This window comes from Clostridium sp. UBA1652 (genome assembly GCF_002320975.1).
Taxonomy (GTDB): Bacteria; Bacillota; Clostridia; order Clostridiales; family Clostridiaceae; genus Clostridium_T; species Clostridium_T intestinale.
The window spans coordinates 1-12,805 of the sequence record NZ_DCLI01000004.1; the positions used below are offsets into that span (position 1 = coordinate 1).

The window sequence follows — 12,805 nt, forward strand, 5'->3', positions numbered from 1 at the left end:
TAAGAAGTTAAGAAGTTAAGAAAACGGAATCATGGTAAATGCAGGCTTTATTTGTTAGTATTAAATATAGATAAGTAAAAGTAGTGAAAGGATTGAATAAGATGAATGATGTTATAAATGTTATTTCAAATCGTATGTCTCTTAGAAAGTACAAGGAAGAAAAGATATCTAAAGAGCATTTAGATATAATAATTGAAGCAGCCATGAGAGCTCCTACTGCCGGCAATATGATGATGTATTCAGTGATTATTGTTGAAGATGAGGAAAAGAAAAAGAAGCTTAGTAAAACTTGTTATGATCAGCCTTTTATAGCTAAGGCACCAACAGTATTGATATTTTTAGCGGATATGCAAAGATGGTATGATTATTTTGATTATAGTAATGTTAAAGATTATTGTGAACGTAATAATAAAAAATATGCTGGACCTGGCGAAGGTGATTTTGTTTTAGCTATTGAAGATACAATGATAGCTGCACAAAATGCTGTTATAGCTGCTGAATCATTAGGAATAGGCTCATGTTATATAGGAGATATAATTGAAAACTATGAGATTCATAAAGAAATGTTTAATCTACCTAAGTGGGTAGTGCCTGTAGGTATGCTTTGTATGGGATATTACCCAGGAAATTACAATAGAATAATACAGCCTAGGTTTGATAGGAAATATATCGTTTTTAATGAAGAATATAATAGATTAAAAAATGAAGATTTTGCAGATATGTTTAAGGATAAAAAAGTAGCTAAAGAAAATATATATAAAGCTGAAAATTTTGGACAATATATGTATGGTAGAAAAATAGGATCAGATTTTTCAAAAGAAATGACTAGGTCAATAAAGGTTATGTTGGAGAATTGGAAGGAGAAATAATTTTCTAATCTAATTTTAATCTTTAACTAATTTTATTATAAGCCTCTGAATTTATACTTTAGATATAGATTAAGAAATATAAATTTTGGAGGGATAATATTATGATAACAATTGAGCAAATAGATGAATTAAGAGGAAGAGTAGATGTATCTTATGAGGATGCAAAGGAAGCTTTAGAACAAAGTAATGGAGATATCTTAGAGGCAATTATTTATCTTGAGAAAAACGGAAAAATAAAAGAAGAAGCTAAACAAGAAGAGAAAAAAGAAAGTGGCGCCTCAGATGCAATATGTGGAGTAATATCTTGGTGTAAAAAGGTAATAAGAAAAGGAAATTCAAATTACTTAGAAATAAGAAAACATGAAAATACAATATTAAAGCTTTCATTAACAATAACATCAATAGTAGTTGTATTAGCACCATATATATCAATACCATTATTACTATTAGCATTATTTACAGGCCATAAGATTAAATTTCATGGAGAAGATATAGAAAAAACTAGAGCTAACGAAGCTATGGATAAAATGGCTATGGCAACAAATAATATTAAAGAAGAGTTTAGTAAATAGTATTTAATGAATATTAAAAGAGATAACCTTATGGTATAGCAGGTGAATTTGCTATAATAAAGTTATCTTTTTTATTCTTTAGGAGGGTAATTATGAAGGGTAATATACTTATAATAGAGGACGAGATAAAAATAGCTAGATTTGTAGAGATGGAATTAAATTATGAGGGATATAAAGTCACAAAGGTTCATGATGGAAGACAAGGGCTTATGAAGGCAAGAAATGAAGAATTTGATTTAATACTTCTAGATATAATGCTCCCTTCCATGAATGGCATAGAAGTATTAAGAAGAATAAGAGAAGAAAGTGAAATTCCTGTAATAATGCTTACAGCTAAGGATGAAACTATGGATAAGGTAACTGGTTTAGATATGGGAGCAGACGATTATATAACTAAACCTTTTGAGATAGAGGAGCTTCTTGCTAGAATAAGGGTTGCTTTAAAGAGAAAGAAAGTTATAAAAAAACAGGAGCTTAAGTATAAGGATTTATTAATGGACCTAGAGGGTTATAATCTTTCTTATGATGGAGAAAATATAGAGCTTACTAAAAAAGAATTTGAGCTTTTAAAATATTTACTTGAAAATAAAAATAGAGTTTTAACTAGAGATAAAATTATAGAAACTGTTTGGGGTTATGATTATTTCGGAGATACTAATGTAGTAGATGTATATATACGATACCTTAGAAGTAAAATAGATGACAAATATAATCAAAAAATAATCCATACTTTAAGAGGGGTAGGATATATGATAAAAGATGAAAAATAATAAAGGTAAATATGATAAGCAAATAGAGTATATAACAAATATAGCCACTAAGATTTTTAAAGAATCTGTGAAGCTTATAAAAGAGCAGTATAAAGTACTTATAACTAAAGTTAGACTATCAATAGTTCTTAAGTTAAATGTAATGTATATTTTGGTTTGTCTAAACTTACTTTTCTTTATAAATTTATTCATAACAGGTATTTATGGATACTTTACCTTCACTAAAATAAACAGTAATATAGAAAAATCCTTTTTTACTATATCTAAAGAACTGAAAGTACCAGAGAATTTATCAATAGATAGACTAAATTTATTAAAAGAGACTAATGGTTATGAAATTATAATTTATGATAATAACAATGGAATTCTATATAAGAATAGTGAAGCTGATATAAATGATTTATCTAAAGATAATGTGAGAGTTTTAGAGTACGGTCATTTTAAGTTTCAGAATAATATAAGTGAGGAAACAATAAAAAACAATATTAATAGTATTTTCAACATAAATTATATTTATGATAGAGCCACTGAGGAGAGTGGTAGTAAGTTTAATATTCAGATAAAGTATAATTTATATGAGAATTTCAGCTTTTTAGGAAATTTTATTTTATGGGTAGTTATCGCAGAGATGGTGTGCTTATTTTTATCTTTAGGTAATGTGAAAAGCAGAAGTAAAAAGATACTCAAGCCTATTGATGATATGAATAAAACCGTTGAGAATATTACCATAAAACAGATAGACACAAGATTAAGTGTAGGTGGAACTCAAGATGAGCTTAAAGATTTAGCAAAAACTTTTAATGGAATGTTAGATAGAATTCAAGAGGCTTATAATATTCAAAATCAATTTGTATCAGATGCTTCTCATGAACTTAGAACTCCTATAGCAGTAATACAGGGGTATGCTAGGCTTTTAGATAGATGGGGAAAAGAGGATAAGGAAGCTCTTGAGGAGTCTATATCAGCTATAAAGTCAGAGGCAAATAATATGAAGGAACTTGTTGAAAAACTATTATTTCTAGCAAGAGGGGATAAAAATACTCAACCAGTTATTAAGGAGGAGTTTGATTTAAACTTCCTTGTTGATGAACTTTTAAAAGAAACTAAGCTTATAGATAATGATCATAATATAACTTGTGATAAAAATGAAGCTGTAAAAATATATGCAGATGAGAAGCTGTTAAAGCAAGCTTTTAGAATATTTCTAGACAATAGCATAAAGTATACTCCAAAAGGCGGAAACATTGGTATAAGTACCTATGTTAATGGTAATAATGTAGAAATAGTTATAAAAGATAATGGCATAGGTATTGATGAAAAAGATATTCCAAAAATTTTTGATAGATTTTATAGAGCAGATGAGTCTAGAACTAGAGAAACTGGTGGAAATGGACTAGGGTTATCCATAGCGAAGTGGATAATTATGAAACATAAAGGCAAAATCACAGTTAATAGTTCTCTCAATGTAGGGACAACGATAATAATTAATTTACCTATGAATACTTAATAAAGCTAGCCTTTTATAACTTTTAGTTAGAGGTTAGCTTTTGTTTTCTACAAATTTCCATGGTTTTATTTTAGCATATATTTAAAAAAATATATAAATATACATGAGCTATGTTATATAATTAATGTATAAATAAATTACGAGCTTATTGTACTGGGAGAAAAATTTATGGTCAAACATGACAAAATTAAAAAAAATAAAAAGTACCAGCTTAGAAGTCAAATATCGATATTTTTTTTGTTAACTATAGTAGCATCAGTACTTATTGTTTATGGATTATCTAATAAGTTTATAATTAGAAACTTTGATTATCTATTAAAAAATCAAGGTCAAGGAAATATTAAGCAAGTTGTTAATGAGTTAAACAATCAACTTATTGACCTAGAGAACTCAGCTAAAGACTATGGTAGCTGGGATGATACATATGAATATGTATTAAAAAGAGATAAAAGTTATATAGACTCAAATTATATAGATGAAACTTTTTCACTAAACAATTGGAATTTACTTTACATTTTTGATAAAGATAAAAAACTTGCTTATGGTAAGGAATTCGATTTACATGATAAGCAGGAAATTAACAAATCGGATGAAGTAGTTAATTTCATAAAAGGTAAGGAATGGATATTTAATGATATAAGGATTCAAGCTAAGTTAATTAGTTCTCCTAAAGGGAGCATGTTATTAGCCGCTTATCCCATAACTAGAAGTGGTGGACTTGGTAATTCGATAGGCTGGATAGTCTGCGGAAGATATGTTAATGAAAATCTAGTTAATAGTATGGGTGACAATCTTCTGATGAATCTGAAGCTTGATGATAATATTGATAAACCAGGTGACATAACATCAACAACTTATATAAGTGGCAGAGGAATAAAAGCAGATATATGGGTAGACAAAAATGGTAAAAGTGATAAAAGTGTAGGAATTATTTACGATTACGATGGAAATAAGCTAATAAAGATGTCAAGCAATATAGATGTAGATATGAATATACTAAATATGGGCACATATGGTGTGTATAAGTATATAGCTACTACTAGCGTAGTTTTACTTGTGTCATTTATATTATTGTTATGGTTAATAGATAAAACAATTTTTAAAAGGCTTAATGAATTAATACACAATGTAGGAAATATAGAAAAAAACAATGATTTTTCTAAAAGAATTTCTATAAAAAGAAATGACGAGATATCCATTTTGGAAACGGGATTTAATAACCTGCTTTCTACTGTAGAAAGAACTCAAAGTGAGATATTATATCAGGCAAAATATGATCAGTTAACAGAAACATTTAATAGAGGTGTATTTTTTGACGATGTCCAGATAATTCTAGATGATGAGATGAAAAAAGGAAATAAATCCGCAATAATTTTTATTGATATTGACGGGTTTAAAGATATAAATGATAGTTTAGGGCATAGTACGGGTGATTATATATTAGTTAATGTGGCAGCTAGGCTAAAAGAAAAATTGAAAAACTATAACCCTATAATCTCTAGATTTGGTGGAGATGAGTTTGTTACATTTATACCTAACATAAAATCTTATAAAGAAATAGATAATATATGTAAGGATTTGTTAGATAGAATAAAACAACCTATGTATATTGGTAGGAAAGCTTGCAAAATAACTTGCAGTATAGGGATAAGTATATCTATAGATCATGGAAGTACAGTAGATGATTTAATAAATAATGCAGATGTAGCTATGTATCATGTAAAGAAAAACAATAAAAATAATTCCATTATTTATAATGAGGATATGAGAAGTAGAATATCACAAGAAATGCTTGAAGAAGCTCTAGATAATAATGAATTTGTTTTATACTATCAGAAACAGGTTGACATAACAACTGAAAGAATAGAAGGTGCAGAGGCTTTAGTAAGATGGAACAGTGCTGACAGAGGATTTGTTTCACCAATAGAGTTTATACCGCTAGCAGAAGAAACAGGGTTTATCGTCCCATTAGGAAAATGGATATTAGAAGAAGCTTGCAAACAATGTAAGGAATGGAATGATACTATAGATAAAGATTTTAGAGTGTCAGTAAATGTATCTAGTATACAATTTATGGAGAAGGCCTTTATTAATATGGTCGTAAATACATTAAAAACTACAGGGATAAATCCTAAAAACTTAGAACTAGAAATAACTGAAAGTGTTGCATTATATAAAGAAGAAGAAGTTATAAGTAAATTGGAAGAGTTAAAAAATCTAGGTGTAAGAGTTTCTATAGATGATTTTGGTACTGGGTATAGTTCATTAAAATACCTACAGAAGTTTAAGATTGATGGATTAAAAATAGATAAGGCGTTTATAGATAATATTAATGAAAATTCTAGCATAGCTAAATCTATAATTAGCATGGCAGAAAACTTAGGGGTGTATGTTATTGCTGAGGGCGTAGAAACAGTAGAGCAGGTAAATTGTTTAAGATCCCTTAAATGCCAATATATCCAAGGTTATTATTATGGTAAACCTGTACCCCCAGATGGTTTTGATTTGAAGATTTCTTAGGAAAAAGATACTGTGAATGAAATAAGTTTATTCACAGTATCTTTTTTGGTTTATTTAGAAGCAGTAATATAGGGCTCTATATCTAGTGGTTCAAATGTAGACTCTAATCTTTTAACAATTTGACCATCTTTATCTATAAGAAACTTTGTAAAATTCCATTTAATAGAATCACCTAATAGGGATTCAGGAAATTTTTCTTTTAAGAAAGTATGTAGAAGTTTTCCAGAAGGTGTAGTTGTATCTAGTCCTTCGAATTTAGTATTTTCTTTAAGATATGTAAATAATGGGTGTGCGGAAGGTCCATTTACATCAACCTTTTCTGTTATTGTGAAATTAACTCCATAATTGATTTCACAGAAGTTTTTTATTTCGCTAGAATTTCCAGGTTCTTGTTCTCCAAATTGATTACAAGGGAATCCTATAATTTCAAAATCATCATTTTTAAATTTTTGATATAATACCTCTAAATCTTTATACTGAGGTGTGAATCCACATTTACTAGCAGTGTTAACTATAAGTAGGTTTTTACCTTTGAATTCACTTAAAGACTGTTCTTTTCCATCGATTGTTTTAAAACTAAAATCATAAATTGACAAAATTATCATCTCCTAATTTATATTGCATAAGATTATTATATCACAAATTTAATTGTATGCAATTAAATTGAGAATATATTATAATTATATTAACAAATTAGTATTTATACATTATAATAGGAGTATAATAATCGGGAGGTTTTGACAGGAGGTGACCACTTATGAATAATGATTTTTTAAAATTAGAAAACCAATTATGTTTTTCTGTATATGCTACATCTAGGGCTATTACAAAATTATATCGTCCCTTTTTAAATGAATTAGGAATCACATATCCTCAATATTTAGTAATGTTAGTGCTTTGGGAGAAAGAAAATATAACATTAAAAGATCTTGGAAATAAACTATATTTAGATTCAGGAACTCTTACTCCACTGCTTAAAAGATTAGAAAGTATAGGATATATAAAAAGGGAAAGATCTACAGAAGATGAGAGATTGCTTTGTGTATCAATAACCGATAAGGGTAATGAACTTAAAGTAAAGGCTCTAAACATACCTAAATGTATTGTAGAATGTTTAGATTATGATCCAATGCTTTTATTTAAGTTAAAGAAAGAAATTGATTCTCTTCTTTCAAATATAAATAAAGAAGATTAAGCGAGGAAATGAATGAACATCAAAAATAGAATTTTCATTATTTTTGTAATATTTAGTAGTTTTTTAATTTCTTGTGGAGCAAATAAAAAAGTTGATACTAAAGAAGTACTTATAACAGGAAAGATAGAACCTAAAGTTAAGTCTGGAGAAGATGTTACATTTTATGTTGCTACTGACATACATTACTTATCTAAAAGCTTAACTGATGGAGGAGAAGCTTTTCAAAACTTTATAGATAGCGGAGATGGAAAGCAACTTAAGTATATAGATGAGATAACAGATGCTTTTATAAATGATATTAAAAAAAATCGTCCTCAATTTCTTATTATAAGTGGTGATTTAACGAATAATGGGGAAAAGAAAAGTCATGAAGATTTAGCAAAAAAGTTAAAAATAGTAGAGGATTCAGGTACCTCGGTTTATGTTATACCTGGAAATCATGATATATTAAATCCCTGGGCAAGAGAGTTTAAAGAAGATAAACAGTTAAAAACTGACTATATAAGTGACAAGGACTTTGAAGAGATTTATGGAGAATATGGTTATAAAGAAGCCATCTCTAGAGATAAAAATACTTTAAGTTATTTGTCTGCTCCATCCGAAGATGTTTGGCTGTTAATGTTGGATACTTGTCAATATAAGGATAATGAGAAAAATAAGAAACCACAAACTGACGGTAGGATAACAGATGAAACTTATAAGTGGATAGAAGAGTGCAGTAAGCTTGCAAAAGATAATGATGCTGAATTAGTAACAGTTATGCATCATAATTTAATGGATCATAGTGAGGTAGTAAAGGATGGATTTACTCTTAATGATAATCAAAAAGCTATCAATAACTTTTTGATTAATGAAATTAAATTCACTTTAAGTGGGCATATTCATGTGCAAGACATAAGCTCTTATAAAAATTCAGAGTCTTCTAAAAAGATATATGATATAACCACGGGAGCCCTAAGCGTATATCCTCAGAAATATGGTGTATTAAAATATTCAAGCCCAAATAAAGCATTTGATTATAGTACTGAGTGGGTTAATGTTGAAGACTGGGCTAAAGAAAATAAAAATACCGATACTAATTTATTGAGTTTTAAAGAATATTCTAAAAAGGCTTTTGGAGATAAGGCTGCTGATATGGCATATATAAACTTAGCAGATGTTAAGGGATACTCCATAGAGCAAATAAATCTTATGAGTGAAACATTTAAAGAGCTTAATTTAAAATACTTTGAAGGAACAGAAAATATAGACAATGAAAGTATATTAAATTCAGAGGGATATAAATTATGGAAAACTAATCCTCCAGGATTTTTAGCTAAATATATTCAATCTATATCTAGCGATAAGGACACAGATGACAATAACCTTCATATTGACAATAAGTAATTGAAGAAGCATAATAAAACTAAAATAATACCTCTATGAGTATATAGTATCATAGGGGTATATTAATTACTTTTATGATAAGGTTAACATATAAACTTACTACTATAATCCATGGTGGAGGGGATAGTATGCGAAGAATAGATAGTGTTTTTGAAAAGTTTAAGGAGCTTTATGAGGGTAATGGTATAAGTGCAATAGAGGTGGCTAACGCACTAGGGCTTGATAGGGCAAACGTAAGTAGCGATTTAAATAAGTTATCTGAAGAGGGTAAGATAATTAAGATTAAAGGAAAGCCAGTACTCTTTACTATGGAAGGGATAGATTATAAGGAAGAATCTACAATAGATAAATTTGCATCAAAAAATTCAAGTTTATATTCTCCTATAGAGCAGGCAAAAGCGGCTGTATTATATCCGCCTAAAGGAATGAATATATTAATTTTGGGAGAAACAGGTGTAGGAAAGTCCATGTTTGCTAACTTAATTTATAAGTATGCAAAAGAAATGGGAAGAATGGATGAAAATTCAGAGCTTATAACTTTTAATTGCGCGGACTACTCAAATAATCCTCAGCTGCTTATAAGTCAAATATTTGGATCTAAAAAAGGTGCATATACTGGTGCAGATAGTGATAAAGAGGGGCTTATAGAAAAAGCGGATGGGGGAGTTTTGTTTTTAGATGAGGTTCATAGACTACCTCCAGAGGGACAAGAAATGTTTTTTACATTTATAGATAAGGGAACCTTTAGAAGATTAGGTGAAACTGATTTAGAGAGAAACGCTAATGTATTAATTATTTGTGCAACTACAGAAAATCCTGAATCTATGCTTTTAAACACATTTACAAGAAGAATTCCAATGATTATTCGTATACCTAGCCTTAAAGAAAGAAGCTTAGAAGAAAGATTTAATCTTATATGCCAATTTTTTAGAGAAGAGTCCTCTAGACTTGATAGGGATATAAAGGTATCAGTAAATGCAATGAAGGCATTTTCAAGTTATAATTGTCCAAATAATGTAGGACAATTAAAAACAGACGTACAGCTAGCTTGTGCTAAGGCTTATGCGGATTTTGTTTCTAAAAAGAAAAAGATTTTAAGGATTAATACTATAGATTTGCCTGTTTATATTAGGCAAGGGTTATATACCGCAATAGAGCATAGGCAACTTTGGAATAAGCTTGTAGGTATAAATAGTAGATACTGTATATTTAATAATGATAAAGAGGATGTATTATTTCAAGAGTATGAAAATGATGAAAACATATATGATATGTTAGATTTAAGAATACATGAGCTAAAAAGCAGGGGGATATCCACTGAAGAGCTTGATAAGGAAATGAGCAAAGATATAGAAGATTATTTTAATAACTATATTTACAATGTTAATAAAAAAAGAGATATATCTAATCTTGAAAGTATAATAGATGAAGAGATAATTAACTTAGTTCAAGAAATTGTTGCATATTGTGAAGATAGACTAAATAAAAGTTTAAGTGAGAAAATATATTATGGATTAGCTGTCCATATAGCTAATTCCATAGAAAGAATTAAAAAGAATCAAAAAATAATAAATCCTCAATTAAATAAAATAAGAACAGAATATAAAAATGAATTTAATATTGCATTAAATTGTTTGAAAATAATAGATAGAATTTTAGATATATCCATGCCTATTGATGAAGCTGCATTTTTAGCTATGTTTTTAGTTTATGATGATAGAAATGTTGATGAAGAAAAGGATGAAGTTAAGGTAATAGTTGTGGCTCATGGAGCAGCTACAGCAACCTCTATGGCCGATGCAACTAATAAGCTTTTAGGAACTAATTACGCAATAGGAATAAATGCACCCATAGAAGAAAAACCTCAAAAAGTTATAAATAGAATTAAAGATTTTATAATTCAATCAAAAATTAAGTCAGATATATTATTTTTAGTTGATATGGGTTCACTTACAACTTTTGGTGAGGAATTAGAAGAGGAACTAGGTATAAAAACTAAAACTTTACCTTTAGTTAGTACATTACATGTTATTGAAGCCACTAGAAAAGCAATGATAGGATATTCTTTAGAGGAAGTTTATGAGGAAACACTAAAAGTAAACACTATTTTAGAAGATGAGTCTCAAAAAATAAAAGAATTATCAGATAAGATAGATAAATTAGCTATAGTGACCGTTTGTACTACTGGAGAAGGTGGAGCTCTTATGGTTAAAAATTTCCTAGAGCAAAATCTTCATTTTGATAAATCTTTAATAGAAGTAATAGCTGTTATGTTTGAAGGCAAGAAAAACATATTAAGAAAAATTAAAGAAGTATCTAAGGATTATAGAATTATATGTATAATAAGTCCTTTTGAATTAGACATACCTATATTACAATATGGTTTAGATAAGGTAATGAGCTCAGAAGTTATAGAAATTCTTCAAAAAGAAATTGATATTGAAACTACTTATATAAAAATGGGGCATACATTACAAAATCAACTTACTAATATTAATGGATTTGAAGTTTTAAATGATATTAAAAGTTTTAATAATACTATTATAGAATCTTTAAGGTTAAAGATATCTACGAATATATTAATCGGAGAAACCTTTCATGTAGCTTGTATGATAGATAGGCTAAAGTCAGGTGGAAGTACAAGACCTTTTAAAGATAAAGAAATATATATAGAAAAAAATGAAGAATTTTTTAGAACAATTAAAAATGTGACTGCAATGTTAAACACTAAATATTCTATAAAAATATCAGATGATGATATTTGCCGTATAGTAAGTTTTTTAAATGAGCATAATTAAAATATAAAAAGTGATTATATAGAAACAAAATCTTGATTTTGTTATCATATATAATCACTTTTTTATCTGTGTTGGCATCATAGTTGCTATATAATATTACGTAAATAAAATAACACAAATAATATAAAGTAGGAGAGGATGACATAGATGGACTACCAAGATATAATATTTCAAATCATTGTAAATGGCGGAGATGCAAAAAGCTATGCAATGCAAGCCATAAAACAAGCAAAAGCAGGGAGCATAGATGAAGCTAAGAAATCTCTTAAAAGTTGTTCAGAATCTTTAGAGAAGGCTCATAATATGCAGACTGGCTTAATTCAGGAAGAAGCAGCAGGAAATGCTCAAGAAGTTACACTTCTTATGGTTCATGCACAAGATCACTTTATGAATGCTATGACAGTTAGGGATTTAGCACAAGAATTTATAGACATGTATGAGAGTATAGCAGATATTAAAAAGCTACTAAAGTAAAAGTGTGTTGATATAAAACACAGATTAGATATAAGTAACACACATATAAAGGAGGTGAGCTTTTGGAAGAGAAAAGTAAGGTGTTAGATAATATATTAGCAGGAAAGTTGGTTGCAGTAGTTAGAGGAAAAGATAAAGAAGAAGGTAGCAAGATTATTGATGCCTGTAGGGAAGCAAAACTTTCTTTAATAGAGATTACTTATACTAATAAGGATGCTTCAGAACTTATAAAGAAATATAGCATGGACGAAGAATTATGCGTTGGAGCAGGAACTGTTGTTAATGTTGAGACTGCTAAAAATGCAATTAAAAGTGGAGCAAAGTTTATAGTTGGACCAAATTTTGATGAGGACTTAGCAATATATTGTAATGAAAATGAAATTTTATATATACCAGGATGTTTAACTCCTACTGAAATTATTAGAGCACAAAAATATAATTGTAAAATTGTAAAACTTTTCCCAGGAGAACTAGTTGGACCTAAATATATAAAAGCAATAAAGGCACCTATTCCAGATATAAAAATAATGGTTACAGGAGGTGTTGATAAAGAAAACATTAATAATTGGCTAGAAAATGGAGCGGAAGCTCTAGGGATAGGAAGTCTATTAACTAAAGATACAGATTTACAACATGATGCTATAGTACGTAATGCTAAAGAGTTTTTAGAAAAAGTTAAGTAACAAAATTGTAATGAGACTAACTATATGAAGT

General features: G+C 28.6%; 11 protein-coding genes. 10 read left to right on the forward strand and 1 reads right to left on the reverse strand.

Going from position 1 to position 12,805, the window contains the following annotated elements:
* The first annotated feature begins 101 nt into the window (after positions 1 to 101).
* From B3N22_RS00460 to B3N22_RS00480, 5 genes are all read left to right on the forward strand, one after another.
* A complete protein-coding gene (locus tag B3N22_RS00460) occupies positions 102 to 869 on the forward strand; it encodes a nitroreductase family protein (protein WP_286904008.1) in 768 nt (255 codons plus the stop codon).
* A gap of 101 nt (positions 870 to 970) precedes the next feature.
* The gene (locus B3N22_RS00465; RefSeq protein WP_286904010.1) at positions 971 to 1,441 is read left to right on the forward strand and encodes a DUF4342 domain-containing protein; all 471 of its coding nucleotides are present in this window, start codon (positions 971 to 973) and stop codon (positions 1,439 to 1,441) included.
* 92 nt (positions 1,442 to 1,533) lie between these two features.
* On the forward strand, positions 1,534 to 2,211 hold the full coding sequence (locus tag B3N22_RS00470; protein ID WP_286904012.1) for a response regulator transcription factor: 678 nt from the start codon (positions 1,534 to 1,536) through the stop codon (positions 2,209 to 2,211).
* The gene (locus tag B3N22_RS00475; RefSeq protein ID WP_286904014.1) at positions 2,201 to 3,718 is read left to right on the forward strand and encodes a HAMP domain-containing sensor histidine kinase; all 1,518 of its coding nucleotides are present in this window, start codon (positions 2,201 to 2,203) and stop codon (positions 3,716 to 3,718) included. Before B3N22_RS00470 ends, B3N22_RS00475 begins: the two co-directional genes overlap by 11 nt.
* Before the next feature lie 168 nt (positions 3,719 to 3,886).
* On the forward strand, positions 3,887 to 6,238 hold the full coding sequence (locus B3N22_RS00480; RefSeq protein WP_286904017.1) for an EAL domain-containing protein: 2,352 nt from the start codon (positions 3,887 to 3,889) through the stop codon (positions 6,236 to 6,238).
* 50 nt (positions 6,239 to 6,288) lie between these two features.
* On the opposite strand, the gene B3N22_RS00485 is transcribed toward B3N22_RS00480, so the two are convergent.
* Entirely contained in the window at positions 6,289 to 6,834 is a 546-nt protein-coding gene (locus tag B3N22_RS00485) for a glutathione peroxidase (protein WP_286904019.1), read from the reverse strand.
* Between the two features lie 161 nt (positions 6,835 to 6,995).
* Between B3N22_RS00485 and B3N22_RS00490 the strand changes: the two genes are divergently transcribed.
* The 5 genes from B3N22_RS00490 (at position 6,996) to B3N22_RS00510 (ending at position 12,774) form a co-directional block, all read left to right on the forward strand.
* Positions 6,996 to 7,433 carry a MarR family winged helix-turn-helix transcriptional regulator gene (locus tag B3N22_RS00490; RefSeq protein WP_286904021.1) on the forward strand — a complete coding sequence of 146 codons (438 nt, stop codon included), beginning with the start codon at positions 6,996 to 6,998 and terminating at the stop codon, positions 7,431 to 7,433.
* 12 nt (positions 7,434 to 7,445) lie between these two features.
* The gene (locus tag B3N22_RS00495; RefSeq protein WP_286904023.1) at positions 7,446 to 8,819 is read left to right on the forward strand and encodes a metallophosphoesterase; all 1,374 of its coding nucleotides are present in this window, start codon (positions 7,446 to 7,448) and stop codon (positions 8,817 to 8,819) included.
* A 128-nt stretch (positions 8,820 to 8,947) separates the two neighbouring features.
* The gene (locus tag B3N22_RS00500; protein WP_286904025.1) at positions 8,948 to 11,617 is read left to right on the forward strand and encodes a sigma-54-dependent transcriptional regulator; all 2,670 of its coding nucleotides are present in this window, start codon (positions 8,948 to 8,950) and stop codon (positions 11,615 to 11,617) included.
* Between the two features lie 147 nt (positions 11,618 to 11,764).
* On the forward strand, positions 11,765 to 12,091 hold the full coding sequence (locus tag B3N22_RS00505; protein ID WP_021804138.1) for a PTS sugar transporter subunit IIA: 327 nt from the start codon (positions 11,765 to 11,767) through the stop codon (positions 12,089 to 12,091).
* 62 nt (positions 12,092 to 12,153) lie between these two features.
* Complete coding sequence (locus tag B3N22_RS00510; RefSeq protein ID WP_286904029.1) at positions 12,154 to 12,774, forward strand: bifunctional 4-hydroxy-2-oxoglutarate aldolase/2-dehydro-3-deoxy-phosphogluconate aldolase; 621 nt, start codon at positions 12,154 to 12,156, stop codon at positions 12,772 to 12,774.
* Positions 12,775 to 12,805 lie beyond the last annotated feature (31 nt).

What these genes read in the sequence shown, in the direction of transcription:
- B3N22_RS00460 (WP_286904008.1), top strand. Translation starts at nt 102, where the DNA reads ATGAATGATGTTATAAATGTTATTTCAAATCGTATGTCTCTTAGAAAG.
- B3N22_RS00465 (WP_286904010.1), top strand. Translation starts at nt 971, where the DNA reads ATGATAACAATTGAGCAAATAGATGAATTAAGAGGAAGAGTAGATGTA.
- B3N22_RS00470 (WP_286904012.1), top strand. Translation starts at nt 1,534, where the DNA reads ATGAAGGGTAATATACTTATAATAGAGGACGAGATAAAAATAGCTAGA.
- B3N22_RS00475 (WP_286904014.1), top strand. Translation starts at nt 2,201, where the DNA reads ATGAAAAATAATAAAGGTAAATATGATAAGCAAATAGAGTATATAACA.
- B3N22_RS00480 (WP_286904017.1), top strand. Translation starts at nt 3,887, where the DNA reads ATGGTCAAACATGACAAAATTAAAAAAAATAAAAAGTACCAGCTTAGA.
- B3N22_RS00490 (WP_286904021.1), top strand. Translation starts at nt 6,996, where the DNA reads ATGAATAATGATTTTTTAAAATTAGAAAACCAATTATGTTTTTCTGTA.
- B3N22_RS00495 (WP_286904023.1), top strand. Translation starts at nt 7,446, where the DNA reads ATGAACATCAAAAATAGAATTTTCATTATTTTTGTAATATTTAGTAGT.
- B3N22_RS00500 (WP_286904025.1), top strand. Translation starts at nt 8,948, where the DNA reads ATGCGAAGAATAGATAGTGTTTTTGAAAAGTTTAAGGAGCTTTATGAG.
- B3N22_RS00505 (WP_021804138.1), top strand. Translation starts at nt 11,765, where the DNA reads ATGGACTACCAAGATATAATATTTCAAATCATTGTAAATGGCGGAGAT.